The sequence below is a fragment of the Methylobacterium gnaphalii genome (assembly GCF_007992215.1).
Taxonomy (GTDB): Bacteria; Pseudomonadota; Alphaproteobacteria; order Rhizobiales; family Beijerinckiaceae; genus Methylobacterium; species Methylobacterium gnaphalii.
Genome location: NZ_BJZV01000003.1, coordinates 34,408 through 60,891 on the forward strand (window position 1 = coordinate 34,408; position 26,484 = coordinate 60,891).

At 66.5% G+C, this 26,484-nt stretch carries 28 protein-coding genes and 1 pseudogene; 16 read left to right on the forward strand and 13 right to left on the reverse strand.

The window, feature by feature from the left end:
- The first annotated feature begins 180 nt into the window (after positions 1 to 180).
- The 3 genes from MGN01_RS04105 (at position 181) to MGN01_RS04115 (ending at position 5,110) form a co-directional block, all read left to right on the forward strand.
- Positions 181 to 2,154: a glycosyltransferase gene (locus MGN01_RS04105; protein ID WP_147045322.1), complete on the forward strand. Its 1,974-nt coding sequence runs from the start codon at positions 181 to 183 to the stop codon at positions 2,152 to 2,154.
- Positions 2,151 to 3,236: a glycosyltransferase gene (locus tag MGN01_RS04110; protein ID WP_147045323.1), complete on the forward strand. Its 1,086-nt coding sequence runs from the start codon at positions 2,151 to 2,153 to the stop codon at positions 3,234 to 3,236. Before MGN01_RS04105 ends, MGN01_RS04110 begins: the two co-directional genes overlap by 4 nt.
- Positions 3,237 to 3,628: 392 nt before the next feature.
- Positions 3,629 to 5,110 (forward strand): GumC family protein, encoded by a 1,482-nt coding sequence (locus MGN01_RS04115; RefSeq protein ID WP_147045324.1) that lies wholly within the window; start codon positions 3,629 to 3,631, stop codon positions 5,108 to 5,110.
- 10 nt (positions 5,111 to 5,120) lie between these two features.
- Here the strand turns inward: MGN01_RS04115 and MGN01_RS04120 are convergent, their stop codons facing one another.
- Complete coding sequence (locus tag MGN01_RS04120; protein ID WP_170245831.1) at positions 5,121 to 5,924, reverse strand: polysaccharide deacetylase family protein; 804 nt, start codon at positions 5,922 to 5,924, stop codon at positions 5,121 to 5,123.
- A gap of 95 nt (positions 5,925 to 6,019) precedes the next feature.
- Between MGN01_RS04120 and MGN01_RS04125 the strand changes: the two genes are divergently transcribed.
- Positions 6,020 to 6,817: a WecB/TagA/CpsF family glycosyltransferase gene (locus MGN01_RS04125; RefSeq protein ID WP_147045326.1), complete on the forward strand. Its 798-nt coding sequence runs from the start codon at positions 6,020 to 6,022 to the stop codon at positions 6,815 to 6,817.
- Between the two features lie 86 nt (positions 6,818 to 6,903).
- Here MGN01_RS04125 and MGN01_RS04130 read toward each other — a convergent pair whose 3' ends face one another.
- From MGN01_RS04130 to MGN01_RS04145, 4 genes are all read right to left on the reverse strand, one after another.
- Positions 6,904 to 7,509: an NUDIX domain-containing protein gene (locus MGN01_RS04130; protein WP_147045327.1), complete on the reverse strand. Its 606-nt coding sequence runs from the start codon at positions 7,507 to 7,509 to the stop codon at positions 6,904 to 6,906.
- A gap of 109 nt (positions 7,510 to 7,618) precedes the next feature.
- On the reverse strand, positions 7,619 to 7,867 hold the full coding sequence (locus tag MGN01_RS04135; protein ID WP_147045328.1) for a sulfurtransferase TusA family protein: 249 nt from the start codon (positions 7,865 to 7,867) through the stop codon (positions 7,619 to 7,621).
- Between the two features lie 74 nt (positions 7,868 to 7,941).
- Positions 7,942 to 8,304 carry a hypothetical protein gene (locus tag MGN01_RS04140; RefSeq protein WP_147045329.1) on the reverse strand — a complete coding sequence of 121 codons (363 nt, stop codon included), beginning with the start codon at positions 8,302 to 8,304 and terminating at the stop codon, positions 7,942 to 7,944.
- Between the two features lie 137 nt (positions 8,305 to 8,441).
- Positions 8,442 to 9,812 (reverse strand): glutamate--cysteine ligase, encoded by a 1,371-nt coding sequence (locus tag MGN01_RS04145; protein ID WP_147045330.1) that lies wholly within the window; start codon positions 9,810 to 9,812, stop codon positions 8,442 to 8,444.
- A 246-nt stretch (positions 9,813 to 10,058) separates the two neighbouring features.
- Here MGN01_RS04145 and MGN01_RS04150 point away from each other — a divergent pair, with 246 nt between their 5' ends.
- From MGN01_RS04150 to MGN01_RS04165, 4 genes are read left to right on the forward strand one after another with little or no spacing between them, the layout of a single operon-like run.
- Complete coding sequence (locus MGN01_RS04150; RefSeq protein ID WP_147045331.1) at positions 10,059 to 10,415, forward strand: ArsR/SmtB family transcription factor; 357 nt, start codon at positions 10,059 to 10,061, stop codon at positions 10,413 to 10,415.
- Positions 10,412 to 10,861 (forward strand): SRPBCC family protein, encoded by a 450-nt coding sequence (locus MGN01_RS04155; RefSeq protein ID WP_147045332.1) that lies wholly within the window; start codon positions 10,412 to 10,414, stop codon positions 10,859 to 10,861. The genes MGN01_RS04150 and MGN01_RS04155 overlap by 4 nt, the downstream gene beginning before the upstream one ends.
- A gap of 19 nt (positions 10,862 to 10,880) precedes the next feature.
- A complete protein-coding gene (locus tag MGN01_RS04160) occupies positions 10,881 to 11,117 on the forward strand; it encodes a hypothetical protein (protein ID WP_147045333.1) in 237 nt (78 codons plus the stop codon).
- Between the two features lie 32 nt (positions 11,118 to 11,149).
- Positions 11,150 to 12,637, forward strand: coding sequence for a sodium:solute symporter family protein (locus MGN01_RS04165; RefSeq protein WP_210246063.1), 1,488 nt, complete (start codon positions 11,150 to 11,152; stop codon positions 12,635 to 12,637).
- A 3-nt stretch (positions 12,638 to 12,640) separates the two neighbouring features.
- Here MGN01_RS04165 and MGN01_RS04170 read toward each other — a convergent pair whose 3' ends face one another.
- A complete protein-coding gene (locus MGN01_RS04170) occupies positions 12,641 to 13,393 on the reverse strand; it encodes a 16S rRNA (uracil(1498)-N(3))-methyltransferase (RefSeq protein ID WP_147045335.1) in 753 nt (250 codons plus the stop codon).
- A 280-nt stretch (positions 13,394 to 13,673) separates the two neighbouring features.
- Here MGN01_RS04170 and MGN01_RS04175 point away from each other — a divergent pair, with 280 nt between their 5' ends.
- Both MGN01_RS04175 and ubiA read left to right on the forward strand, forming a co-directional pair.
- Positions 13,674 to 14,315 carry a hypothetical protein gene (locus MGN01_RS04175; RefSeq protein WP_147045336.1) on the forward strand — a complete coding sequence of 214 codons (642 nt, stop codon included), beginning with the start codon at positions 13,674 to 13,676 and terminating at the stop codon, positions 14,313 to 14,315.
- Between the two features lie 34 nt (positions 14,316 to 14,349).
- Positions 14,350 to 15,306, forward strand: a complete 957-nt coding sequence (ubiA, locus tag MGN01_RS04180; RefSeq protein WP_147045337.1) for a 4-hydroxybenzoate octaprenyltransferase — start codon at positions 14,350 to 14,352, stop codon at positions 15,304 to 15,306.
- A gap of 6 nt (positions 15,307 to 15,312) precedes the next feature.
- On the opposite strand, the gene MGN01_RS04185 is transcribed toward ubiA, so the two are convergent.
- Positions 15,313 to 15,831, reverse strand: coding sequence for a DUF6101 family protein (locus MGN01_RS04185; RefSeq protein WP_373319141.1), 519 nt, complete (start codon positions 15,829 to 15,831; stop codon positions 15,313 to 15,315).
- A gap of 292 nt (positions 15,832 to 16,123) precedes the next feature.
- On the opposite strand from MGN01_RS04185, the gene MGN01_RS04190 reads away from it, so the two are divergent.
- Entirely contained in the window at positions 16,124 to 16,966 is an 843-nt protein-coding gene (locus MGN01_RS04190) for an inositol monophosphatase family protein (protein WP_147045338.1), read from the forward strand.
- Here MGN01_RS04190 and MGN01_RS04195 read toward each other — a convergent pair.
- Positions 16,950 to 17,210 (reverse strand): AsnC family transcriptional regulator, encoded by a 261-nt coding sequence (locus MGN01_RS04195; RefSeq protein ID WP_147045339.1) that lies wholly within the window; start codon positions 17,208 to 17,210, stop codon positions 16,950 to 16,952. The two genes, MGN01_RS04190 and MGN01_RS04195, sit on opposite strands and share 17 nt — an antisense overlap.
- Positions 17,211 to 17,404: 194 nt before the next feature.
- Positions 17,405 to 17,614, reverse strand: coding sequence for a cold-shock protein (locus tag MGN01_RS04200; RefSeq protein ID WP_147045340.1), 210 nt, complete (start codon positions 17,612 to 17,614; stop codon positions 17,405 to 17,407).
- A 300-nt stretch (positions 17,615 to 17,914) separates the two neighbouring features.
- Between MGN01_RS04200 and MGN01_RS04205 the strand changes: the two genes are divergently transcribed.
- Positions 17,915 to 18,304 carry a hypothetical protein gene (locus MGN01_RS04205; RefSeq protein WP_147045374.1) on the forward strand — a complete coding sequence of 130 codons (390 nt, stop codon included), beginning with the start codon at positions 17,915 to 17,917 and terminating at the stop codon, positions 18,302 to 18,304.
- A gap of 69 nt (positions 18,305 to 18,373) precedes the next feature.
- On the opposite strand, the gene MGN01_RS04210 is transcribed toward MGN01_RS04205, so the two are convergent.
- Positions 18,374 to 18,595, reverse strand: a complete 222-nt coding sequence (locus MGN01_RS04210; protein WP_147045341.1) for a hypothetical protein — start codon at positions 18,593 to 18,595, stop codon at positions 18,374 to 18,376.
- Between the two features lie 150 nt (positions 18,596 to 18,745).
- On the opposite strand from MGN01_RS04210, the gene MGN01_RS04215 reads away from it, so the two are divergent.
- On the forward strand, positions 18,746 to 19,324 hold the full coding sequence (locus MGN01_RS04215) for a DJ-1/PfpI/YhbO family deglycase/protease (RefSeq protein WP_147045342.1): 579 nt from the start codon (positions 18,746 to 18,748) through the stop codon (positions 19,322 to 19,324).
- Positions 19,325 to 19,442: 118 nt separating this feature from the next.
- A complete protein-coding gene (gene hrcA, locus MGN01_RS04220; protein ID WP_147045343.1) occupies positions 19,443 to 20,537 on the forward strand; it encodes a heat-inducible transcriptional repressor HrcA in 1,095 nt (364 codons plus the stop codon).
- A gap of 329 nt (positions 20,538 to 20,866) precedes the next feature.
- Here hrcA and MGN01_RS04225 read toward each other — a convergent pair.
- A pseudogene (locus MGN01_RS04225) lies at positions 20,867 to 23,037 on the reverse strand (malate synthase G).
- Between MGN01_RS04225 and MGN01_RS24375 the strand changes: the two are divergent.
- A complete protein-coding gene (locus MGN01_RS24375) occupies positions 22,990 to 23,124 on the forward strand; it encodes a hypothetical protein (protein ID WP_280178533.1) in 135 nt (44 codons plus the stop codon). The pseudogene MGN01_RS04225 and the gene MGN01_RS24375 sit on opposite strands and share 48 nt — an antisense overlap.
- 252 nt (positions 23,125 to 23,376) lie before the next feature.
- Here the strand turns inward: MGN01_RS24375 and MGN01_RS04230 are convergent, their stop codons facing one another.
- On the reverse strand, positions 23,377 to 24,192 hold the full coding sequence (locus MGN01_RS04230) for a DUF1236 domain-containing protein (protein ID WP_147045344.1): 816 nt from the start codon (positions 24,190 to 24,192) through the stop codon (positions 23,377 to 23,379).
- Between the two features lie 301 nt (positions 24,193 to 24,493).
- Complete coding sequence (locus MGN01_RS04235; protein ID WP_147045345.1) at positions 24,494 to 24,922, reverse strand: VOC family protein; 429 nt, start codon at positions 24,920 to 24,922, stop codon at positions 24,494 to 24,496.
- Between the two features lie 199 nt (positions 24,923 to 25,121).
- Between MGN01_RS04235 and MGN01_RS04240 the strand changes: the two genes are divergently transcribed.
- On the forward strand, positions 25,122 to 26,483 hold the full coding sequence (locus MGN01_RS04240; RefSeq protein ID WP_147045346.1) for an MFS family transporter: 1,362 nt from the start codon (positions 25,122 to 25,124) through the stop codon (positions 26,481 to 26,483).
- Position 26,484: the final 1 nt, after the last annotated feature.

The following is a 26,484-nucleotide window of genomic DNA, read 5'->3' on the forward strand; positions in this document are numbered from 1 at the left end:
TGATGGCGTAGAGCAACTGCTGGATCGGCTCGGAAAGCGCGGGGACGGCGCGTGGGCCGAAACGTGGCCAGCTGTTCAGAGGAAGCGTTGCTGAACCTGGTCCACCGCTTTCTTTACGGTTCGTCCGACAGTATCGCCGCCTGCCGCGGTCCTATGGCCGCGTCCGAGAACCGAGACGGCATGAGCCAAGGGCCAGCCCTGTCCGCCGACGACCACGGTGTCGCCGATTGGCCCGACGGACCTGCGCCGGCGCCACTGCCCGATTCCCTCCCGGATGGCCGCCCCTGGCCGCGTATCGGCGTGGTCATCCTTGGTGACGATGCGGATGCCGATAGGGCGACGACGCTCGCCTCGATTGAAGGTCAGGGCTACCCGCAGCTCCAGCATCGGGTGTGCGGGACCAGCCCGGTTGGCCCGATGGATGCGGATTATCTCCTCTGGCTGCGGGCCGGTGATCTGCTGGCGCCGGGCGCACTCGCAGCGCTCTGTCTCGAGGCAGTGTTGTCGAACGCCGGTGCGGTGGCCGGCCTGCGCGTGCTGTTCGCGCGCGGCGTCCACGGCCTCGACCTGCTCGGCGAACCTGCTGCGTCATGCGGGGAGCAGGCGTCGTTCGGTTGCGGCGACATCCTCGTCTCGCGTGATGCTCTCGACCACCTCAGCCTCCCCTCAGACCGCGCACTGCCCTCCTCGGCTCAGCTCTGGTCCCAACTCGCCGCGGCCGGGATTCGGCGCTCGCGGATCGGGCGGCCGGTGCTGCTCGCGCGCGATGCCGTCGGCACCTGCTTGCCGTCCCCCCTGTCCATCGTGTCCCTGACCGATCTCGGCTATGGCGGCGGGGCCGGCATCGCCCATCGCCGCCTCGCCGAGGCGCTGGATCTGGCGGGGCATCGAGTCACGCATCTCAGGCTGGCCGACGAGTCGCCCCCTGCCGCGGCCGAATGGACCGACCAATTTCCGCGCACCGAGGCGGCGATTCTCGCCAGCGGACACGACCTCGTCCTCGTGGGCAATCTCCACGGGGCGACGCGGGGTGCAGGCCTCGTCGGACGTCTGGCCTCAGCGCTGCCGACGGTGATCGCCCTGCACGATCTCTTCCCGCTTACGGGACGATGCGCACATCCCAAGGACTGCCCGGTGATCGCGGACGGCTGCGACGCGCGTTGCCCAACACCGGCCGAGTACCCGCAACTCGCCCCAGGTCGCATTGCCGGCGCCTTCGCTGCGAAGAGGCAGGCCCTCCACGCGCCGCTGCTTCTTGCCAATTCCGATTGGACCAGGGCGCGGACTCAGGCGCTCGCGCCCGGAGGCACCTCCATCGCACCCATCCGGCTGGCCTTCCCTACCGGGGTGTTCCGCCCGCGCGACCGGGCCGCCCTCCGTCGCGGGCTCGGCCTGCCGGAGCATGACATCCTCGTGCTGTTCGCCGCCGTGATCGCCGATGCGCCCGACAAGGGTTTCGACGATCTCGTCGCCACCATCGCGCGGGTGGCCCGGCCTGGCATCGGCTTCGTTGCCATCGGTCGTCTCGATGATCCCTCCGTCTTCGGACTCCCCGGCCTGCACGTGCCTGGCCCGATCGGTGACGAGGAGACGCTGGCGCAATGGTACGCAGCCTGCGACGTCTACCTCACGGCGAGCCGACTCGAGACCCTCGGTCAGACCCCGATCGAGGCGGGCTTGTGCGGCACGCCCACGGTGGCTTACCGAGCCACCGGCCTGACCTCGGCCGTCATCGACGGCGTCACCGGCATCCTCGTCGAGCCGCGCGAGGGTGCCTTGGCAGACGGCCTGAACCGGCTGATCGAAGATGCAGCCTTCCGCCAGCGTCTGGGTGCCTTCGCCCGCATCGTGCTGGAGAGCCGCTTCAGCCACGCAGCGGCCGCCGTGTCGCTGCACGACGCCCTCGCCGGCTGGCCGGGGATGCCGGTCGTGACGCCGGTCGCACGGCACGGCTTCCGCCCGGAGATGCTCGGGCAGTTCGCCTTCGCCAGGGATCGCCGAGCCGGGGCGACCGGCCTTGTCGCCGCGCCCTCGCGGCCCACGATCCGCCTGCTGCGCCGGGCGAAGCAGGCCGTGTTCGGCCGCGTCATGCCGCTCTGGATGCGCCGGGTGCTCTACGCCACCACCCTGCTGCGCCATAGGGTCTCCCGATGAGTGCTGCCGCGCCGCGCCGCATCTACATCGATCAGACCAACATCCGCGGACCCGTCACCGGGATCGAACGCGTCGCCCTCGATCTGTTCGCCCCCGAGCGCCTGGCACCGCACGACGTGCGCCTGCTACGCTCCCCGAGCCTCGCCAGGATGATCCTCGATCAGCAACTCGGCCTGCCGGCGCGCGGACTCGCCGACCCGTCCGCGCTCTTTCTGTTTCCTGGCTTCCCGCCGGCACCACTTACCGCAGTGCTCGGGCCGCGCTGCATGACTTACGTGCACGACACTTTCCTCGTTACCCGGCCGCAGGATCTGAACTGGCGTGCGCGCGCCTATATGGCGCCGAGCTTTGCGCTGGCGGCGCGGTTCGGCCGCTCGTTCCTCGTCAATTCCCGCACCACGGGCGAGGATCTGCGCAGGCTGTGCCGGCGCGACGCACTGGTGGCGCTGCTTAGGCCGGCGGTGCGGGATGTCTTCGGCCTCGGCGATCTCGCCGGTCCGGCCGCCTACCGGCCGGGCGAGCCGCTGCGGCTCCTGGCGATCGGCACGATCGAGCCGCGCAAGAACTATCCCTCCGCCGTCGCCATCACCGCCGCGCTCAACGCGGCCGGTATTCCCGCCGAGCTGCACCTCGTCGGCCGGGTCGGCTGGGGGCGGCATACCTTCCTCGACGCGCCACCATCCTTCCTCACCCTGCACGGATATCTTGACGATACCGGCCTGCGAAGCCTCGCGGGACGCTGTCACCTCCTGCTCTCGACGGCGAAAGCCGAAGGACTCGGCCTGCCGCTCCTGGAGGTTCAGCACGGCGGCCTGCCGGTAGCGGCGCCGGCCGCAGCAGTCTTCTCCGAGGTGCTGGGCTCGTCCGGCCTGTTCATCCGTCCGGACGAGCCTGAGGATGCAGCCCAGACTTTGCTCGACTTTGCCAGCTCCGGTCGCCTCGCGCGGGCCGCCGTGACCTCGCGGGACAACGTCGCCCGCTGGAACGGGCTCGCATCGCGCGATTTCATGCGCTTCCGCGCCTTCCTGTCCGGGGACGTTGCAGCCTACGCCGAACCAGAAGCCGTCGTCCTTCCAGCGTGACGCGTGGGCACGGAGCCATAACACGCGGCCACATGGCGCAGCGTATTAACTACGTACCAATCGTACAGGCGAGGCAAAAGGCAGCCGAAACCTGACTTGTTTCATGCTGGCACACGTGAGACGGCTAGACCGAGACTGTTCGAGCGCTGGACATGGTTAACAATATTGCGGTCAATGCCTGAAAAATCCGCCGATATCGTCGAGCAACCACATTAACGTGGATATGTCGCGTCTCAGTGCGGAGATCGTCTTGGCATCCGTGTTGCGCATGGTTTCCCATTCGTTGCCGGAACGTGCCGCGGCGGCACAATCGGCGATGTGCCGAGATCAGCGCCGACCTGCCGGCTATTCCGGTGACCGACCGGTGCCTGCCGAACCGAGGCAAGAGTGAGATGTTCGATTTCGCCAGTCCCCTGCGCGGCGAACCGGTGAGGATGGTGGTGGCCGAGCCGGCCGCCCCCGCTCTCAGCCTGTCCTCGATCGCCCATCGCCTGTGGCGCGGTTCGGGCTTCATCGTGCTGTCCGGCTTGTTCATGGTGGCCGTGGCGGTGGCGGTGCTCGGCATGCTCACGCCGACCTATGTCTCGAGCATCCAGATCCTGATCGACCCGTCCGACCTGCGCAGCGTCGACAATGACGTCACCGTGCGCTCGCCTCAATCTGATGCAGGCGTCTCGCTTGCCGAGAGCCAGACGAAGGTCATCCAGTCGGACAACGTCCTGCGCCGTGTCGTATCCAAGCTCGGGCTCGATCGCGACGAGGAGTTCACGAAGCCAGACACGACCAGTCCCTTCGCCGCATTCCTCAAGAATGCCCTTGGGATGATGCCGCCCCCGGCCAGCCGCGATCCCGTCAACATGGCGCTCGACACTCTGCGTCAGAACATCCTTGTGCGTCGGCCGGAGCGCACCTTCGTGATCGACGTCCAGGCCAAGTCGAAGGACCCGCAGAAAGCCGCCAACATCGCGAATGCGATCGGTGAGGCCTATTTCGACGAAGAGGCCAGTGCCCGGACCGAGGCCGCCAAGCGCGTCTCCGACTCGCTTACCTCACGCCTCAACACGCTGCGTGAGGCGCTCGAAGACGCCGAGGGCAAGGTTGCGAGCTACCGCGCTGCCAACAAGCTGGCGACCTCTACCGGCCGGCCGTTCAACGATCAGCAGCTCGGCGACCTCAACCAGCAACTCGTCACCGCATCGATCCGCACGGCCGAGGCGCGCTCCCGGCTCGACCAGGCCAAGAAGATGGCGGCGGGCGATGCCGGCACCGCTCTGCCGGAAATGCTGCAATCCCTCGAAATGCAGGCGCTGCGCCAGCAATATGCGACTCTCTCGCGCAACACCGCGGAGCTCGCGACCCGTCTCGGCTCCAGGCATCCGGCCATGGCCGAGATGGAGGCGCAGCAACGCGACCTGCAGCGGCTGATTCAGGTTGAGAAGAGCCGGATCATCGAGGCGACACGTAAGGATTTCGACCGGGCTGCGGCCAGCGAGGCGGCGATCCGAAAGAACATCGACCAAGTGAAGGCAGACCTCTCGAAGTCCGACCGCGCCAGCGTCGGTCTGCGCGAGCTGGAGCGTGCCGCCGAGTCCCGACGCAGCGTCTACGAGGCTTTCCTGAAGCGCTCGCGCGAGGCCGGTGAGCAGGAGCGGCTCAACAACACCAACGTGCGCATCATCTCGACCGCGACGCCGGCCCGCATCCGCGCCTGGCCGCCCTCGCCGCGGATTGCCCTGCCGGTGGCCTTGGTGCTCGGCCTGATGCTCGGCGGGGCGATCGCCCTGCTGCTCGGGGCCGATCGTGACCGCAAGCGCGCCCGCAAGGCTCGGCGACCTTCTGCGGACACGCGCAGCCTGCGGGCGGCAGATGCGTGAGCCGACCCTCTCAGCTGGTCGCGACGAGCCCGTGGTGGCGCGCAGCCTCGGCCACCGTCATCACCGGAATGCCGTGCTCTGCCAGCAGGCCGAGCGTCTCGTCGAGCAGGTGTGGCGTGGCGCCCATGGGCGTCGGCTCATCCGCGATGTCGTGTGTGTACAGGATCAGCCAGCCCCGACGCGCGACGGTCCTGCGCAGGATCCGGCGCAGCCGGTCATGATCCATCACGGTGTCGAACAGGCCGTAGGCCCCGAGCATGGCCGGGTCGACGCGTCCCGCATTGGGATGCTCGTAGATCGTCCGGCAGGTATCGAAGCGCTGGGCGAGCATGCGCTTCTGAATCAGGCCGACATCGCCGAACGGATAGCAGAAATTACGCGGCGCCCGGCCGCAGATCTCGGCGATCATGGCGCTGGAGACCTCGCATTCCCGCAGGAGGTCGAGGCCGCGCAGCGACTGCACGTTGACATGCCGGGCAGTGTGGCAGCCGATCTCGTGGCCGGCCTCCGACAGGTCGCGGATGCGCGCACGATCGGCCACACGCCAATAGCGGTCCTGCCGCCCGCACAAGGCGGCCGCGACGAAGTAGGTTGCGCGCGCGTCGTGCCGGTCGAGGATTGCGGCGCCTGTCGTGGCCGCACTCTCGGGCACGTCATCGAAGGTGATGCTGGCAACTGGCCCATCTCCGCGCAGCGTACGGCGATGCCCAGGCACGGCACGGGCGAGAAGCCGCCAAAGCTGGCGGTCGCGACCGCCCGACCAGCCTCGTTCGATCGTGCCCATCGCCGTGTCGTTCAAAACCCGCTGACCCACGTCGCGTTCAATGCGCTGCGGCAGAACCGTCGGCCCCGCGTCGTCCAGCCGGTCGGACAGCCGCGGTCCAATGCCGTTTCGTCGGGATCGTCAGCATGAGTGTTCGCCTGTTCGGGACGACGTTCACCACGGCGAGCGCGGGAGACGTGATTGACGCTGCGGCCGCGCTGCCGCGCACCTGTCCCCGCCTCATCGTCACGGCCAATGTGGACCACATCGTCATCCTGGCCGAAAACGCAGCATTTCGAAAGGCCTATGACGGGGCTGCAATGCGCACCCTGGACGGCATGCCGCTGGTGTGGCTGGCCCGGATCAGCGGTGCGCGCAACGTCCGCCGCATCACCGGCCACGACCTGATTGCCGCCGCTCTGACAGCACCTCAGCCGAGCGGGCGCCGGGTGTTCGTGATCGGATCGAGCGATCTTGTCGGTGCGCGGGCCGCAGCGGCCTTCGTGGCGGCTGGACTGCCCGCGGACGCGGTGGCGAGCACGACGCCTCCTTTCGGATTCGAGGAGGACGAGCCCTATTCGCTCCGCCTCGCCGCGGAGATCAGCGCGCACGGGACGACCCTGCTCATCCTCGGGGTCGGGGCACCGAAATCCGAGATCTGGGTCGATCGCTATGGGCCGGAACTGGGTGATCCGGTGACGCTGGCCGTCGGCGAGGCCTTGAACGTCGCGACCGGACTGGTGCCGCGGGCGCCAGCCCTGATGCAGCGGCTGTGCCTCGAATGGTTCTTTCGGTTCCTGCACGCGCCGCGCCGGCTGTTCCCGCGCTATTTCCTGCGCTCGTGGCGGTTCCTCAAGATCGCCGCCGCCTCGCGCGGCCGCGACAGCATCGATTCGGCGCTGGGACGGCAAGGCCGGACCGCCTCCTGGTCGCCTCGGGCATGATCTGCCGACGGCTCAAAGAGTTGGAGCAGATCTCAAGCGAAAACCCGTTGCCGCTTCTTCGAGGGTGGCTCTAGAGCCGTCACCGCTCAGGCCGAGGTAATGAGTTCGGGCCGCCCGACGCCGGCCCGTCCGAACAGGTCCGCGTGCCGCAGCCTGAGCGCGAGGATCAGTGTCAGGGTCTTCAGGTCAGTGATCTCGCCGGCATCGCTCATCGCCGCGAGGGCCGACAGCGGCATCTCCACCACGGTGATGTCCTCGCCCTCCTCGGCAAGGCCACCGCCCTCGCCGATCCTGTCGCTCTCATCATAAGCCCCCAGGAAGAGCTGCATCCGCTCCGTCGAGATGCCCGGCATGCTCCAGACCGAGGCGACCGGCTCCAGCCGCCTGAGCCGCAGCCCGGTCTCCTCGTAGGCCTCGCGGCGCGCGCCCTCCTCGGCATCGGCCTCATCGAGCAGGCCGGCCGGCGCCTCGATAAGATCAGTGACCCCTTCGGCATAGAAGATCGGGGCACGGAACTGCTGAATCAGCAGCGCAACGCGGCGTTCGGGATCATAGGGCAGCACGCAAACCGCCCGACCATGGTCTTCGATCTCGCGGCTGCGGCGCGAGCCGTCGGGCATGGTCAGGTCGGCAACGAGAACAGTGCTCCAGCCCTCGTGGACGGTGCGGGTGCCTCGGATCGAGGGGGCCATGGCGTCTCCGGTGATGGCTGCATCCGGCGCATGCCCTAGGGGGCGATCCGTACGCCAATGAGGCAGTGGCGCACCTGGGGCGCAGAACTTTGCGGAGTGTGGCTTTCGTTCAATCCGACGCAGCGCGAAGCACGAACCGCGTCACGGCCCCGTCCCGCGTCTGGAATTCGAGGCGCGCCCCCTCTTCGCGGGCGGCGTTGGGGATGTCGATCGCGGCGAGCGGATCGGTCGCCGTCACGGCGAGGCGTGCACCGGGCAGCAGGGCGCGTAGAGCCTTGCGGGTACGCAGGGCCGGCAGAGGGCATTTAAGGCCGGTCAGATCGAGGGAGATCGGCGCGGCCTCGGGGACATCGGACATGCTTGGGCATAGCACGAAAACCCCGCCGACGGCCTTAGCCGTTGGCAGGGTCGTTCAGGATCGTGCAGCCCGGCTCAGTAACCGTAGGGGTAGTAGCCGTAGCCATAGGCCGGATACCCGTAAGCCGGGTAGGCGTAGGCCGGCCTGCCGTAGTAGCCGTAATCGTAATAGCCGTAGCGCGGGGCTGCGCTCGCCGCGATGGCGCCGCCGATGATACCGAGCGCTGCGCCGGCGGCGAGGGCTCCGCCGTAGCCGCCGCGGCGATAGCCATAATAACCGCCACGGCGCCAGTAGACGTGATCGACCGTGGTGTTGGCCCCGCCGACCTTGGCGGAGCTCAGCGCCGGAAGTGGCGCCGCCTGGGCTGCGGGAAGGGTCGCGGCCGTCATGCCCGCGGCGGTCAGGCCGGCGAGGGCGAAGGTGGTGAAGCGCGACATGGCGCGTATCTCCGTTGGCTGATCAAACCACCTTAACAATTCGCATATCCGGCACCTCGTTCCCGGCCGCGCCGGAACGCGCAGAAGGCGCGTGTGATCACGCACCTCCCGGCTCACTGTCAGAGCCGCGATAGGCCTTAGAACGTGCAGGCGTCGAAGGCTGGCTCGACGGATTTCTGCCAGGAGCCGTCGTAATCGGCGAGGCGGTCCTCCGCATGGGTGCGACCCGCCACGACGATTGCCTCGAGCGGTCGGAGATACATGGTCTCGTCGCGCCCGGTGCCATCGCGACGAGCGCGCGCCTGCAGACCAGCCCGACTGATCGCCAGCGCCTCGGCGGCCACCGCTCCGAGGCTCTTCCCGGCGAGCGACGTAGCGAGGCCGAGCCGCGGCGCGGTGGCGCGGGCGCATTCGCGCTCCTCGGCGCTCCATCCCTTCACGAGGTCCCAAGCTGCGTCGAGGGCGGTGGGGTCGTAGAGCAGGCCGACCCAGAAGGCGGATTGCGCGGCGATCATCGCCGGGTTGCCGACATCCGAGCCGCGCATCTCCAGGAAGCGCTTGAGGCGTACCTCTGGAAACACCGTCGAGGCGTGGTTTGCCCAGTCGGAGACGGTGGCAAACTCGCCTGGCAGCTGGTCGAGCCGCCCCTGCATCAAGTCCCGGAAAGAGGCGCCGGAGACGTCGTGATAGGTCTCGCCCCGCTTGACGAAGTACATTGGCACGTCGAGCAGCCAGTCGACATAGCCCTCGTAGCCGAACCCCTGCTCGAATGCCTGCGGGAACATGCCGGTGCGGTGGCGGTCGGTGTCGCGCCAGATCTCGGAGCGGCGCGAGAGGAAGCCGTTCGGACGGCCATCGGTGAAGGGTGAATTGGCAAAGAGTGCCGTCGCCACTGGCTGCAGGGCGAGGGAGACGCGCAGCTTCCTCACCATGTCGGCCTCGGAGGAGAAGTCGACATTGACCTGCACGGTTGCCGTGCGCAGCATCATGTCGTGGCCGAGGCTGCCGACCTTCGGCATGTAGCCGTGCATGATGCGGTAGCGGCTCTTCGGCATCAGCGGAGTTTCTTCCCGCGTCCATTTCGGGCTCATGCCGAGGTCGAGGAAGCCGATGCCGAGCGGGTCGGCGGCGCACATCAGGGCGTAGAGATGGGCGCGCAACTCGCTCATGGTCTTGTGCACGTCGGGCACAGGCGCGCCGGACAGCTCGAACTGTCCGCCGGGCTCGATTGAGATGGCACCGCCGCCCCGCGTCGACGCCAGGCCGATGATGTTGCCGGCGTCGAGGATCGGCTCCCAGCCGGTCTCGCGGCCGAAGCGTTCGAGCAGCTTCCGGATGCCCCGCTCGCCTTCATAGGGCACTGGGGTATGGGTCTCGCGGTAGAACGGTATCGCCTCGTGCTCGGTGCCGATGGCGAATTGTTCCGGTGGTTTCTCCCCCACGGAGAACCACTCGATCAACTCGGCCCGCTTGGTGAGCGGGGTCGTGTCTGAGGTATCGCGCGCCATGCGCCAGCTTCCCGGGACGAAACGTTCGAATGAACGGGCGAGGCGCGCGAGCCCGCAGCGTCGTGCCGCGGAAAAGACCGCGACCGGCCCGACTGAGATGTCGTGTGCTTAATCCACGGCGCAAGCCCGGACAACGTGGGGCCGTTTGCCGATGCGGCAAGGCAGTGCCGTGCCGCGAACCGTGCTCGACGGCCTTCCGGAGACCCAGAACGATACAGTGTCTTGCCGGTGCGCTGGATCGGTGCAATGATCAACCATATGGTTGAGTATCATCGATCCAGCCTCGACGGCGTGTTTCACGCGCTCGCAGATTCGACCCGCCGGTCGATGATCCGGCAACTCGCAGGTGGCCAGCGCACCGTGACCGAGTTGTCGCGGCCCTTCGACATGTCGCTAGCGGCCGCGTCAAAGCATGTGAAGGTTCTCGAAAGAGCCGGGCTCGTGCGGCGCGCGGTCGATGGGCGCGTTCATCGGTGTTCGCTGGAGACTGGTCCGCTGGCCGAGGCGCATGATTGGCTGCGCTCATATGAGGGCTTCTGGAACCAGCGTCTCGACGCCCTCGAAGGCCTGTTGACCTCGTCGCCAAAGCGGACCGACGGATGACCGAGCGCGAGCCCGCCGTCGTCCTGACCCGAACCATCAAGGCGCCGCGCGCCGAGGTGTTTCGTGCCTGGACGGATCCGTCGCTGCTTCAGCGCTGGCTCGCCCCCGGAGCCAACGTCGTTGAATCGGCCGAGACGGATCTGCGGGTCGGTGGACGTTTCCTGCTGCGCACGCGCGGCCCGGATGGCCTGCGCCACGCTATCTCCGGCACCTACCTATCGATCGAACCCGACCGGCATCTCACGCAAACCTGGATCTACGACGGTCCTCTGGATCTGTCGGCCGGCGAAGAGACGCTGCTATCCGTCGACCTCGCAGACCTTGGCGAGGCGGTTACCGAGCTGCGCCTGACGCATCGCCGGATCACCCGGTCGGACGTGCGCGACGCCTACCGGGGCGACTGGCCGAGCTGCTTCGACAAGCTCAAGACCATTCTCGATCACTGAACAGGACAAGGGAGACGCCATGTCGGGGCATATCGCCACCGCGCCGTCGCTGCGGCGGCTCGTCATAGCCTGGTTCGCCCTCGACGCTGTCTTGGCGCTCGCGCCGCCGCTCTACTGGACGATGGACGGGAAGACGACGCCGGTGCTCGGCATCCCGGCGGCCCTCTTCTACTTCCTCGCCGTCGGTCTTTGCATCACCGCGAGCTTGATCGTGGCCTGGCTCGTCGAGCCGTCAGATGAGGAGGCCGCGGCGTGATCGTCACTTTCGGGCTCCTGGCGCTGTTTTTCGTGGCCGTCGTCGCCGTCCTACAAAGGAGCCGCGTCAGCGACCGCGACTTCACCGACTACGCCGTTGGCGGCCGCTCGTTTGGTGCGCGCTACCAAGCCATGTCGTTTCTCAACACCTGGTACCCCGGCTCAATGTTCACGGCCTTCGGCGCACTGTCGGTGACGGCGGGCGTGATGTCGTTCTACGTACTGTCCTACTCGCTACTGACGGTGGTCCTGCTGTTTGTGTTGGCCCGGCCGGTCTGGTTGTGGGGCAAGGCGTACGATCTGCGCACGCAAGGCGACCTCTTCGCCCTGCGCTACGGAACCAAGCACATCCGCAGCATTGCCGCCGCAATCGGCATCGTGTCCGGGCTTCCCTGGCTGGTCCTCGGCATGCAGGCTCTGGGCAACCTCTTCCAGGCGGTGTCGCTGGGATCTCTGACGTTTCCGGCGGCGGTGGTGGTCGGCGTATTGGTGATCGCATTCCGCCAGATCTGGACGGTGCGCATGGGCATGCGCGGTGTCGTCATCTCCGACTATCTCCAGGGCCTTGTTGCCTATGTCGGCGGCGGCCTGATGCTCGTCGGACTCATCGTGTGGCTCGTCGTTGCCAAGGGCAGCACACTCGCCTCGCTCGATCCCAAGATGTTCGCGATCCCCTCGTTCGGGTCGAAAGAGGGGCCGCTGTACCTGTTCGCACTGATGTTCACCGGCGCGCTGGGCGGCTGGTGTTGGCCCTATATCTTCGTGCGCCTGTTTACAGCGGACGGGGTCCGCAGCCTGAAATCCTCCGCAGCGCTCGCCGTTCCGCTGACCTTTCTGTTCGGCGTGGCCCTGCTGATCTTCGGCATGCTCGCCTCCAAGGTCCCGGAAGCGGCGGCGAAGCCCGACGATGTCTGGTTCATCGTCTCGGAGCAGGCCGGCGGTCTCGTCCTGTTGGGGCTTGCCGGTGTCGTGCTGCTGGCCGCCTCGATGGGGCACACGGACGGCAACATCCAGGCCTATGGCGCGCAACTCGCCAACGATCTCGTTGGTAACTACGTCGACCTCAACGAACGCCGAATGATTATCGTCGCCAAGGTCGGGATGCTGGGCCTGACGCTGCTGGCATCCTGGATCGCGACGCTAACACTGCCGGCGCTCTTCTCGCTCGCGGTGCTGGCCTATCAGGGCATCATCCAGCTCAGTGTGCCGCAGTTCCTCGGCATCTTCTGGAAGCGCGGCAACTGGCAGGGCGCAGTGGGTGGCATGGTTGCGGGCTTCGTGACGGCGGTCGGCCTGGAGCTCGCTTATTCGGGCCTGCTGCCCTTCGGTTATGGCCTGACCTCCGGTTGCTTCGGCCTCGTCGTCAATCTCGCGGTCTATGTGGGTTGCGCGTTGTTGATTCCGCGCAGCGACGAGGAAGAGCGGCGAATCGAGGGGCTGTTCGCAGTCATCGCAGCCCGCGGAAGCGCAGGCGCCGTACGGAACTCAGGCTTCGTGGCCGCAGGAGCGCAGGAGACGTGAGCGTCAACGCGCGTCACCGAGCACGGCTTGGACCAGAGCCAGAACGGCGACGGCCGCAGTATCCGCGCGCAGGATGCGCGGACCCAGCGAGAGCGCAACGGTGTTGGGGCGGCCTGCGATCCGCTCGCGCTCGTCCGGGCTGAAGCCGCCCTCGGGGCCGACCAGCACGGCGAGCGGAGGCGGCGCGGCCGGATCGGCCACGGCGCGCAACGCCGCCACCGGGTCAGCGACCGGAGCGTCCTCGTCACAGAAGACCAGGAGGCGGCTAGGCTCCAGCGTGTCGAGGGCTTCTGGCAGGCGTGTTGGCTCGGCGATGTCGGGAATCGCAAGGATGCCACATTGCTCGGCCGCCTCGATCGCGTTCGCCCGCAGACGATCGAGCTTGAGCCGTTCGCCCTGCGTATAACGTGTGAAAACTGGTCGGATCACGCCTGAGCCCATCTCCACGGCCTTCTGGGCCATGTAGTCGAGCCGGCCGGTCTTCAGTGGCGCGAAGAGATAGTGCAGGTCGGCAGGTGCCGGCTGCGGCCGGGTCTGAGCCACGAGTGCGAGATCGGCGCTCTTACGGCCATTGGGCTTGATCTCAGCGCGCCACTCGCCGTCGCGGCCGTTGAAGAGATGGACGCCGTCGCCCTCGCCCTTACGCAGGACGGTGAGAAGATAGCCGGCCTGAGCCCGTTCGAGGGGCAGCACGAGGCCCTCTCGGAGATCCGCCTCGACGTAGAGCCGGGGCGCGGTGAAGTCGTAGGCGGCCATTCGCCTCCCTCGCGTGGGGTTCGATGCAAGTCAACGCGGTCGACGGTGATGCGAAAAGATCACGGGCACAGGCTTTCGCTGAAGTCGGACGCATCATCCCCGTTCCGATGCCCGTGACGCGATTGCCGCCACAATCCTGTGCGGAATCGGCCGTCATCACGGTCGAAAGAGCCGTTCAGCAGGATCGGGCGCTAGGAGCGCCGGTCCGATGGAACAGCCAGAGCCGCCTGCCGAAGGGACAAGACCCACGGAAGCGGCGGGGGAGAGGGATACGAGGGTCATGTCGAAGAGGATGTCGCACGGGCTCATGTCGTCGAAGACCGCTCCGGCCGTGCTCGGGGCGCTGGGCCTTCTGCTCGCGGCAGGTCCGGCTCTCGCGCAGCAGAGCATGTTCCAGCAGATGCCGGAGAGCGCTCCCGAGACTCCCGCGGCTGCAGCCACTCCGGCGCCCGCGACGGCAGCCCCTGCCATGTCCATGGGAATGGGTGTCCCGGCCCCGTCGCCGATGGGCACGCCCGCGGCGCGATCGGTTGGCGGACAGGGCAACGTCGATTGCAGCGCGATCCAGCACACCCTGAATGAGCGCAAAGCCCTTGTCGCCAAGGCGAATGCCGCCTCGCAGTCGAAGCAGAAGATGACCCCCGCCCAGGCCTGCTCTCTGTTCGGCAAACTCTACGCCAACGGCGTCAGCGGCATAAAGTGGATTACCGCCAACAAGGAATGGTGCTCGATCCCCGATTCCTTCTCGACGGGCTTCAAGACCGACAATGACAAGGTCGGCGGCATCAAAACCAAAGTCTGCGGAATGGCCGCGCAGGTCACGAAGATGGAAGCCCAGGCCCGCGAGGGCGGGGGCGGCGGCGGTCTGCTCGGTGGTCCCGGCCTGTCCGGCAACTTCAAGATGCCTCAAGGCGCTCTCTGAGCGCTCCTTCGACGTAAGTTAGAGTATCACGTTCGTGCCCTCCGGCGATCTGCCACCCTCAGGTCAGGTCGCCGACGCGGTCGCTGGCCATTGGGCTGACCGCTGGGCGCCGCGCGGCTGGCGCCCATACCTGCGGCTGGCGCGGATCGAGCGGCCGATCGGCTGGTGGCTGCTGCTGCTGCCGTGCTGGTGGTCCGCTGCGCTCGCCGCGACGGCCGATGACCGCCTCTTCCCCGATCTCGCTCACCTTCTGCTGTTCCTGATCGGTGCCATCGCCATGCGCGGGGCCGGCTCGACCTATAACGACATCGCCGACCGCGACCTCGACGCGCGCGTCGAGCGCACCCGCTCCCGCCCGCTGCCCTCCGGGCAGGTCGGCACGCGGGCTGCTGCCGCCTTCCTGGTGGCGCAGGCCTTGGTCGGCCTCTGCGTGCTGCTGCAGTTCAACAACGTCGCGAAGCTTGTGGGGCTCGCCTCTCTCGTGCCGGTGGCGATCTACCCCTTCATGAAGCGCGTGATGCCGATGCCGCAGGCGGTACTCGGCCTCGCCTTCTCTTGGGGTGCGCTGATGGGTTGGGTCGCGCTGTTCGGCCGGCTCGATCCGCCGGCGCTCTGGCTCTATGCCGGGACCATCGCCTGGGTGATTGGCTACGACACGATCTACGCGGTCCAGGACATCGAGGATGACGAGATCGCCGGGATCAGCTCCTCGGCGCGGCTGTTTGGAAGCCGGCTCATCCCCGCCGTGGGCGTCTGCTACGCCGCCGCCGTGCTATTCATGGTACCGGCGCTATGGCTCGCGGGAGCAGGCCTGCTCGGCTGGCTCGGTCTCGCCTTGTTTGCGGGCCATCTCGCCCGGCAGGTCCTGCGCCTGGCTCCGTGCGATGGCCTTGGCGCCTTGACCCTGTTCCGCTCGAACCGCGACGCCGGCCTGATCCTCTTCGCGGGTCTTGCAGCGGATTGCCTCTGGCAGGGTCTCGCTGGGGTCTGAGCCGGCTCAGGAACGGGCGATGATCTCGTTCTCGTTGCGGTAGATTTGCGGGCGGGCCGGCAGACGGGCGGACTTGCGACGCACGAGAAAGCGCGGGCGGCGGCCGTTGAGCAGGCCGTGGCGGCGCCGCTGGCGGGTTGTGCCCAAAGCGACCCGGCCGAGCTGGCGCGAGACCGTGCTGAGGCCGCCACCTTCGCGGATGATCATGCGCGGCAGGCCGGACTTGGCCGCGAAATCACGCCACAGGGCGACGACGTCGTCCTCACCGAACGGGCCGAGACGGCTGAGCACCTCACCCTCGGCATCGACGACGAGCAGGCTGAAGCTATCCTCGCCACCTTTGTCCGACCCGTGATCGGCGAAGCCGAGAACGATGCCCGCAGCCTCGCCGGGCAGGATCATCATGAGGGGGCTCGCCGAGAAAGCTCCGTTCGCGGCGAGGGCGACCGCGTCGACGCCGTCCTGGATCAGGTCGACCTGCACCGTGTTGGGGCAGTTCTGATCGGAGTGAGAGAAAGTCTTCATCCTGTCGACGCCCTGTATCAGCTGGTGGTCTCTGTCGGACCGTCCGTCATGACAAGCACAATCACGTCTGACCCCCTCAAAGTGGCTTAAGAGCGAGCGTTAAGCGATCGTAGACATCGCTCTTGCTCCGGGAATGCTCAACGGATCCTTGCGACGATTGGCGCAACTCGATCGAACCGGGTTCTGCGTGCGGCCGCCATGGGGAATGCGCCACCGTCCTTGTGACGGCAGGTGGATGCCGCCTACAACGGACTCTCGCTTCGTCCTCCCGCAGCGACAGCATCCGGATCGCATGGCCGACACCGTTCTCCCTGCCGAGACGCGCGCGCTTGCCGCGTCCCTTCTGCCACGCGTGCGCGAGACCGTCCGGGAGGCGGCGGCGCTGGCCAAGCCGTTCTTCCGCGAAGGCGCACAGACGCGCGCGAGCGTCTGGTCGAAGGCGGGCGGCTCGCCGGTCACCGAGGCCGATGTTGCCGTGGACACCTTTCTCAAGGTCCGTCTCAGCGAGATCGAACCGCGGGCGGCTTGGCTCTCGGAGGAAACCACCGACGATCCCGTTCGGATCGACAGCGAGTGGGTCTGGATCGTCGATCCGATCGACGGCACGCGCGCCTTTCTGTCGGGACATCGCGATTGGTCGATTGCGGTGGCGCTGTTGGCAAAGGGCGAGCCGGTGATCGGCATCGTCTACGGGCCGGCTCTCGGCGCGTTCTACGAGGCGACGGCCGGCGGCGGGGCGAGCCTGAACGGCTCGCCGATCCGCGCCTCGGATGCGACAGAGCTGAACGGCATCCGCATCACCGGTCCGAAGCCTCTACAGGATCGGCTGGTGCGCGGTGCCATGAGACTCGGAAACCGTCCGGAGCTGACCCGGATCGAGCGCATCCCGTCCCTGGCTCTGCGCGTAGCGCGCATCGCAGAAGGGGTGATCGACCTCGGGCTGATCTCGGCGGATTCGCGGGATTGGGATCTCGCCGGCGCAGATTTGATCCTGCGTGAGGCCGGCGGCATGGTCTGTGACCTGAACGGCGAGCCGGCCCGCTACAACAGGCCGGAGCCGCGACATGGAGAGCTGATTTCGGCCCCCCTATCCCTGTGCGAGCCGGCTCTCGCAGCCCTCAGGGCTGCCGGCTGAAGCGCGGGTCGCGCCTGCCGGTTGCGGTGAGATGGATGGCGGCAGGGCTCGTGCCTAGGCGCTCGGCGATATGCCAACGCAGCTCCTGGCTGGAATGGTAGCGATAGGAGCGGTCGATCAGGTGGGTGATGTCGGATTGCGGGGCGTCGTCGAAGGCGCCTTGGCGTAGCCGCTCCACTCGGAAGGTCGCCGCATCGGTCACGGCCGAACGTCCGCTGTTACGGGGGGTGTACTCGAACTGCATCTGTATTTTTTGCTTTTCATTCTGGGGTCGTGTTTCTCGACTGTGTCGAGATCGACCTCGTTTCTGGTTGATTGCAATGACGTTGCGATGAACATTGGACGCCGCACGGTCGGAATGCTCGGTAGCAATGGTCGAGCACCGTGAGGATCGTCGATCCGATGCCGGCCTGATTGGCCGGCACCGGCGGGCAGTCGTCAGATCGCCTGGAGGTTCCCGGCGGAATCCTTGCCGCTACGCTTATCCTGAAGCACCTCGTAGGAGATCTTCTGGCCTTCAACGAGGGTACGGAAGCCCGCCCGCTCTACGGCCGAGATGTGCACGAAAACGTCCTTGCCGCCGTCATCGGGCTGGATGAAGCCATAGCCCTTGGTCTCGTTGAACCACTTAACAGTACCGGTATCCACGTAGAATCCTCGTCGTCATATCGATGAGCCACGGGCACGCGCCTGCTCGGCGCGAGCATTGTGGTTCAAGTCCGCTGGTATGTCGGATGAGCGGGTGCCGAGGCGACTAAATGGGATGCGCACTCGGAGCGATTAATGCCCGCTGAAGATGATGTAGGCGATCAGAGCGGCGACAACAAGGCGGCAGACTCGCTTTCCGGGCCGCGGAGTCTGCCGGCAAGAGACCAGCGGCCTTTCCAGCCCTGTCGTTTTGAGCGCTGGCGATCCATATACACTTTGGCTCAGGCAGTTAGGCATTCCATGGCGGGTATCTCGGTTTCGCTCGAAGGCGCGAACATCCAGTTGTCGTTTCAGAAGGACGATCAGTCGACCGCCGTGGTGATGGACGCCCGGGCCGCACGTGCTCTCGTGCGCGCCGTGGGCCAGCTTCTGACCGCGATCGACGACGGCGACGAGCCAACGCTGCCCGAGGATCTCGATGGGGAAGAGGTCGCAATGCTCGACGTCACCTCCTCGGCCATCGAGGTGGGTACCGACGAGCAGGGCCAGCCCGTCGTTGCACTGCAGGCGGGAGCCTTGCCGCCGTTTCAGCTCCGCCTCACCGACGAAGAGGCCCGCCACGTGGCCACCAGCCTCGCCGAGATCCTGGCTGCTCCCCGTGACGTCCGCACGTCCCACGGCGGCCACTAGAATTACGGAAAAGCCCCCGCGCCGGGTGTCGGCACGAGGGCTTTCATCAAACAGCGAAACGGCGACGTCTCAGAGCCTGATACCCGGGTCGGTCGGGCCACCAGGAAGGTAGTCCGGCTCGGAGCCCGGACCTTTCGGCTCGTCGATGTCCGGATCATCGACCGGGTAGGGCGTGCGTGGTCCGGTCGGGCCGATATCAGGCAGATCGTCGGGTTCGGTCGGGGGTGGTAGGTCGCTGGGGATCTTGCCGCCGGGATTCGGTTCGGGGGTCGGCATGCCGGGATTGGCCATGGTCCGTCTCCTCGATCGATGGTGGGTATGCTGGACCAATCCCGCGTCCGTGGTCCGGTTCCGAAACGCAGCGGCTCCGAAATGACGCGGGAACATCGGTATCCCGACTTAGTTGGGCTGGAAATTCATCCGATTTCCCAGGAGTTGCCCATGCCTGACATCACCCAGGCCAAGATCCTCATCGTCGCCACCGACGGCTTCGAGGAGAGCGAGCTAACGGTGCCGCAAGCCAAGCTTTCGCAGGCTGGGGCCACCGTGCATGTTGCCTCGCCGCAATCGCGGCAGTCCAAGGATACGATCAAGGGTTGGGATAAGACCGACTGGGGCAAGAGCGTAAAGGTCGATACCGACCTGGAGAGCGTAAACCCTGCCGATTACGATGCCCTCGTCCTGCCGGGCGGCCAGATCAACCCCGACAAGCTGAGGCTCGAACCCAAGGCACTGGAGGTCATCAAGAGCTTCCTGACCTCCGGCAAGGTCGTCGCCGCGATCTGCCACGCGCCCTGGCTGCTGATCGAGACAGGTGCCGTGAAGGGCCGCAAGCTGACCTCGTTCGGCTCCATCAAAACCGACGTGAAGAATGCCGGCGGCGATTGGGTCGACGAGCAGGTCGTCACCGATGGCGGCATCATCACCAGCCGCAATCCCGGCGACCTCGACGCCTTCTGCGCCAAGATCGTCGAGGAGGTGAAGGAGGGCCGGCACGAGCCGCGCCAGCTCGCGGCCTGACCGAGCGAGCAGGCCTAGCCAGATGCCGGCCGCTTCAAGAAGCGGCCGGCGTCGCGCATAAGGCATAGATTGATCCACGGGCCGCAGGCAGACACAATCGGCCATCAGGATCGCGCTTGTGACCGACAGTAGCCCCTTCTTCTCACCCCAGCAGCAGGCCCTCGCTCTCGCGTCGCTCAACGAGCGCTCACGCGAGATTTTTCGTCAGATCGTCGAGAGCTACCTCATCACGGGGGAGCCGCTCGGCTCGCGCAATCTCGCGCGCACCCTGCCGATGACGCTTTCGCCCGCCTCGATCCGCAACGTCATGTCGGATCTGGAGCATTCAGGGTTGATTTTCGCACCGCATACCTCGGCCGGGCGGCTGCCCACCGAGCAAGGCCTGCGCTTCTTCGTCGACGCGATGATGGAGCTCGGCGATGTCGGTCAGGAGGAGAAGATGCGGATCGAGGCGCAGATGCGCGCCGCCGCGTCGGGCCATACCTTCGACAGCGCGTTGGCCGAGGCTTCGAGCCTGCTCTCGGGCATGTCGCGGGGTGCCGGCGTCGTGTTGACCACCAAGGCCAACGCGCAGCTCAAGCATATCGAGTTTGTGCGTCTCGACCCCGCCCGTGCTCTGGTGGTGCTGGTCTCGACCGATGGCAATGTCGAGAACCGCCTCGTCGACCTGCCGCCAGGCCTCCCTGCCGGTGCCCTGCAGGAGGCCTCGAACTACCTCAATGCCCGTCTGCATGGCCGCACCCTCGATATGCTGCGCAGCGAGATTGAAGCCGGACGGCAAGCGATGAAGCGCGAGATCGACGCGCTCACCGAGCGTCTTGTCGATGCCGGGCTCGCCACGACGGTCGGCTCCTCGGAGGCGCGCCAGCTCATCGTGCGAGGCCAAGCCAACCTCCTCGACGACCTGCGTGCGGCGGAGGATCTTGAGCGCATCCGCCTGCTTTTCAACGACCTGGAGACGCAGAAGGACGTGATTGAGCTTCTGTCCCGCGCCGAGGGCGGCGATGGGGTGCGGATCTTCATCGGCTCGGAGAACAAGCTTTTTTCGCTCTCTGGCTCTTCGCTCATCGCGGCGCCGTTCCGCGATGGAGAGCAGAAGATCGTCGGTGTCGTCGGCGTGATCGGGCCAACCCGCCTGAACTACTCGCGCGTCGTACCGATGGTCGATTACACCGCCCGCGTGGTCTCGGGTCTGCTCGAACGCGGGCGCTAAGATGCTCCTACGACCTGTTGCGGATTTCGTCGGCGAGCGGGTTGTGGACGGTCATCCTGCGGTCCGGCCGGCCTTCGACGGCGAAGGATGAGAGCTTCAGCCCGATCGGGCCAACGAGCGGGTGCCACCGGCGCATTTCCCTCGAGGGCGGGGAGGTGGGAGCGCGCTACCACGCCGTCGCGGAGGAGGTCGTCGGCGGGCGACGCTCAGATGGCAGCGGGCCAGTCCCGGACGTCATCGCCAATCTGTGGTGAGGCGTAGCGAGCCGCCCCACTAAGCGATCAACATGAAGAGGGCGTTCGCGGCTTGGCCGCGAGCGCCGCGCTCGGTCAGGCCAACTGTGCCTGCGCCTTCGCTTCACGACGGCGCGCGGTAAGAATCCACTCTGTGTAGCCGTTGGGCTGTTCGCGACCCTTGAAGACCAGGTCGCAGGCCGCCTTGAAGGCCGGTCCATCGAAGTCTGGCGCCATCGGTCGATACAGAGGATCGGAGGCGTTCTGGCGGTCGACGATCTTCGCCATCCGCTTCAACGTCTCCATCACCTGCTCCTCGCTCACCACGCCATGGTGCATCCAGTTCGCGATGTGCTGAGAGGAGATGCGCAGGGTAGCCCGATCCTCCATCAGCCCGACATCGTGGATATCCGGCACCTTCGAGCAGCCGACCCCCTGGTCGATCCATCGCACGACGTAGCCGAGGATGCTCTGGGCGTTGTTATCGATCTCCTGCTGGACGTCGTCGGGCGGAAAATTCGAATGGGCGAGCGGGATCTGCAGGATCTCGGTCAGCGCCGACCGGGGCCTGCGTGCGAGTTCGGCTTGGCGCGCCAGCACGTCGATCTCGTGATAATGCAGCGCGTGAAGCGTTGCGGCGGTGGGCGAGGGCACCCAGGCGGTGCTGGCGCCAGCCTTCGGATGCGCGCCCTTCTGCATCAGCATGTCGGCCATGGCATCGGGAGCGGCCCACATGCCCTTGCCAATCTGCGCCTTGTCGAGCAGGCCGCAGGCGAGGCCGACATCGACGTTGTTTTCCTCGTAACCCTTGATCCAGGCTGTCGCCTTCATGTCGTTCTTGCGAATGACTGGACCTGCCTCCATCGCGGTGTGGATCTCGTCACCTGTGCGGTCGAGGAAGCCGGTATTGATGAATACCACGCGCTCGGCCGCCGCCTTGATGCAGGCCGCGAGATTCACCGTCGTGCGGCGCTCCTCGTCCATGATGCCCACCTTGAGGGTATTCGCATCGAGGCCGAGCATGGCCTCGACCCGGCCGAATAGCTCGACCGTGAAGGCGACCTCTTCCGGCCCATGCATCTTCGGCTTGACGATGTAGACCGACCCCTTGCGGCTGTTGCGCAGGCCGGAATCGCCCTTGAGGTCGTGGAGTGCGATGAGCGCCGTCACCGCGGCGTCGAGCATGCCTTCGGGGATTTCATTGCCACCAGCGTCGAGCACCGCGTCCGTATCCATGTGGTGGCCGACGTTGCGCACCAGCATGAGGGAGCGGCCGGGCACGATCACTTCACCGCCATGGGGAGCGATGTAATGCCGATCAGGATTGAGGCGACGCTCCTGCGTGCGGCCGTCCTTGACGAAGGAAGCCGTGAGCGTGCCCCTCATTAAGCCGAGCCAGTTGCGATAGACGACGACCTTGTCATCCGCATCCACCGTCGCGACCGAGTCCTCAAGGTCCATGATCGTCGAGATCGCGGACTCAACCAGGATATCGGCGACGCCTGAAGCATCGAACCGTCCAATCCGATGGGTGCGGTCGATGACGACCTCGAGATGCAGGTTGTTGTGACGCAGCAGCAGGGCCGAGGGCATGCTCGCCCTGCCGCGATAGCCGGCAAATGTCTCTGGCCGTGCCAAGGGCACTGTCTCGCCGGAATTCATGTTGCCGACCAGCGCGCCGTCCTCCACGGCATAGGTGACGACGTCAGCATGGCGGCCGCCCGCCAAGGGCACGAAGCGGTCGAGATAGGCCCGGGCGCGGGTCACGACGCGGGCGCCGCGAGTGCGGTTGGAGCCGCCGCTGCGTACGGCGCCTCCTTCCTCCGAAACAGCGTCTGTGCCGTAGAGGGCGTCGTAGAGCGAGCCCCAACGCGCGTTCGCGGCATTCAACGCGTAGCGGGCGTTGGAGACCGGCACCACGAGCTGCGGGCCAGGCATGCGGGCGATCTCGTCGTCGACATTCTCAGTGCGAACCTGCACCGGACCCGGATCAGGCAGCAGGTAGCCGATCTGCCGCAGAAAGGCCTCGTAGGCAGCCGGATCGAGCGGTCTGCCGGCGTGCTCCCGGTGCCAAGCGTCGATCTGCTCCTGCAACGCGGCGCGCTTGGCGAGAAGCGCGCGATTCTTCGGCGTCAGATCGCGCACGATCGCGCCGAGGCCGCCCCAGAAGACCTCCGGGAGATGCCTGTGCCCGGTAGGGCCTCGTTGACGACGAAGTCGTGAAGCACCTGCGCGACGCGGAAGCCGCCAACGTCCGGACGATCCATGGTTTAGCTCGCAGCACTTGTCTGGTCGAATATCTCGGCCGCAAGGCATACCAAGCAAATTTTGATAAGCTACAAAAGTTTTTTTGAATTACAGCGGTGGCATCGGGTTTTGCATTCAAAATACGGGGCTGTAGGCAGCAACCTCGCCCTCGAGATAGAATCGCCTCTGAGCGCGTCCGCCGAAGTTGGGACACCGTCCAACGCCGCCATTCAAACAAGTTGCCGACAAGCTTTCTGCCGCTGTCGGTCGATAGCGCATAGAGCCGGAGTGACGGCCAAGAGGTGGAATGGCGGGGGGCAGGGCCGAAACCCGCCTCTCCCGCCTGTCATGCCCCCGGATCAGCCCGGGATGACGTCGACGATCTCAAAGGTGTCCGGATCGATGATGACGATATCGTCGCCAACCAAGACGTACTCATAGCCCCGATAGGCCGGCACCAAGGAGATGATGGAAGCCGGCAATGGGTTGAGGTGGACCGAGCGCGGAACGGCGGTGCCGACCCTTACGCTGAAGTTGACGTTCGTCAGCGGCCGGACACCTGATTTGGTGATGGTCGAGCGGAATTCGGTACGCTGGGTCGTGCTCAGGCTCTTGGACGCGCCAGCCGCCTGCGAGCGTCCGCCACGCTCGCCACCCGCGCGACCACCATGTTCGCCTGCACCGCCGCGCTGGCCGGCCTCACCCTTTCCGTCCCGGCCGCCGCGCTCGCCCTGTGCATCGCGTCCGCCCTTCTCGCCGGCGCCGCCACGCTCGCCCGCCGTGCCAGCCTTGCCATCCTCGCGGGCACCAGCACCGCCACGGGCACCGCCTTCCTCGCCGGCTCCGCGCGCTCCGGCGCCACTCCGTCCGCCGCCTTCGGCACCGCCCGTCTCGGCACCGCCGCGCGCTCCAGCTGCGCCGCCCTCGGCTCCGCCGCGAGCACCACCGCCATCAGCGCCGCCGCGGGCACCGGCCGCACCGGCGCCACCGCCGCCGACTCCGGCGCCGCCGGCGGATCCCGCTCCGCCGCCAGCACCGCCGGCGCCTACCCCAGCGCCGCCACCGCCGCCGCCGGCACCACCTGCTCCGCCGGCTCCTCCACCCTGTGCAAAGGCCGTCGCCGTTCCGACTGCGATCAGTGCAGCCGTCATCGTGCCCCTAAAGAGCTTGTTCATCGCTGCTAATCCCATTCCAAGATGTCGACGGCCGCCTTCACGCAGCCGTGTCGTGGCTCGCAACGGAGATCTCGAAAAAACCGTTCCGTACAAAATTTCAAATGATGGATGAGCGACAGGCGATCTTGATCAGGTTCATCAATAGCTTGGCTTGTCCGGAAAGCTTCGCCGTCGATCGAGCAGAAAAACTCTCGCTCTCGCCTCGAAGCTGAGCCGAGCGCGCGCCGGGCCCCCTTGCTCGCCGCACGAAACGACGTCTCGTGTGCGAAGCGTTGCCTTGAATCCGGGAAAGCCGAGGCGCCTAGTAGTTCGCCCAGAGACCGGGCGTGGCGAGTTCGATGGCATGCCCGTCGGGATCGCGGAAGTAGAGGCTGATGCCCCCTTTTGGCCATGAGACCCGGCTCTCGATGGCGATGTCATAAGCGTCGAGCCGTGCTGCCCAGGCCTCGAGGCTCTCGGTCGGAATGGCAAAGGCCATGTGCAGCGGGCCGGTCCCGTCATGGGGCGGGACCACGCCTCCGGGCAGCGTGACCGGATGAAGTGTGCCGCCGCGACGGAACAGCAGCAGGACGCTGCTCGGCCCGACCGGGTAGGCCACGAGCCGGCCGTCCTCGACCATCGGCCGCAAACCCAGCACGCCCTCATAGAAGTCCCGCGCGCGCAGCATGTCGTCGACATAGAGCCCGGTTTCGAGAACGCCGCCAAGCGGCGGAGCAGGTTCGTTCGTCACGGCGGATCATCCATAGGGCGAGCCCATTCCCCGATGGTGAGAAATAGGGCGGCATCCGACCGGGTCACATTGCCGTCGGTCGTCTCCGAGATTGCATTCAAGATGCGGACGGCTTTGCCTAAGGGCTTGTGCCGCGTGCCGGATTGCGCAACCGTTTCGGCAAAAGAGCAACCGGCGAGAAGGCCGGCTTGGAGGAAGCATGACCGACGCCATTTCGATCGCGCCGACGCAGCCGGACGATCCGGAGGACCGCCGCCGCCGCATCCTGGCGATCGTTGGGTCGTCCTCGGGCAATCTCGTCGAGTGGTACGATTTCTACTGCTACGCCTTCTTCGCCCTCTACTTCGCGCCGGTCTTTTTCCCGGCCAGCGACGGCACCAGCCAACTCCTGAAATCCGCGGCGGTCTTTGCGGTGGGATTTTTCATGCGGCCGATCGGCGGCTGGCTGTTCGGGCGCCTCGCCGACCGGCTGGGGCGCCGTACCTCGATGATGATCTCGGTGCTGATGATGTGCGGCGGCTCGCTCGCCATCGCCGTGCTGCCGACCTACGCCACCGTCGGCGCTGCGGCGCCCGTGCTGCTACTGATCGCTCGGATGATCCAGGGCCTCTCTGTCGGCGGCGAGTACGGGACCAGCGCGACCTACATGAGCGAGGTTGCCACAAAGGGCAGCCGCGGCTTCTACGCCTCATTCCAGTACGTCACACTGATCGGCGGCCAGCTGCTCGCGTCGCTGGTGCTCATCATCCTGCAGACCTTCATGACGAAGCAGGAGCTGATGGATTACGGCTGGCGCATCCCGTTCGTGATCGGCGCCCTGGCGGCCCTGGTCGCTCTGTTCCTGCGCTCCTCGCTGACCGAAACGGCCACGAAGAAGGATCTGGAATCGAAGGAATCCGGCACCTTCTCCGCCCTGTTCAAGCACTGGCGGGCCTTTGCCGTGGTGGTGGCCTACACTGCCGGCGGGTCGTTGAGCTTCTACACCTTCACGACGTACATGCAGAAGTATCTCGTGAACTCGGCCCATATCGAGACCGTCACCGCCTCGCGCATCATGACGGCGTGTCTGCTCGTCTACATGCTGATTCAGCCGATCTTCGGGTGGCTCTCCGACATCATCGGGCGCAAGGCCAACATGCTGCTCTACAGCGGCCTCGGCACCCTGATGGTGGTGCCGCTGATGACCGCGATCGGCACGACGACGGACCCCTATGCGTCCTTCGGTCTGATCATGATCGGCATGGCGGTGATCAGCTTCTACACGGGCATCAGCGGCATAGTGAAAGCCGAGCTGTTCCCGACCCACGTCCGCGCGCTCGGTGTCGGCCTGTCCTATGCGGTGGCGAACTCGCTTTTCGGCGGCACGGCCGAGGCGGTGGCGCTTTTCCTGAAGGAGCAGGGCATGGAGAGTTCGTTCTTCTGGTACGTGACCATCATGCTCGGCATCGGTTTCGTGGCCTCGATGATCATGCCGAACCCGAAGAAGCACGGCTATCTCGACGGTGACGGCACCGTTGAGGAGGCGCTCGGCCATAAGCCTGCGAAGGTCGCTGTCGCCTGAG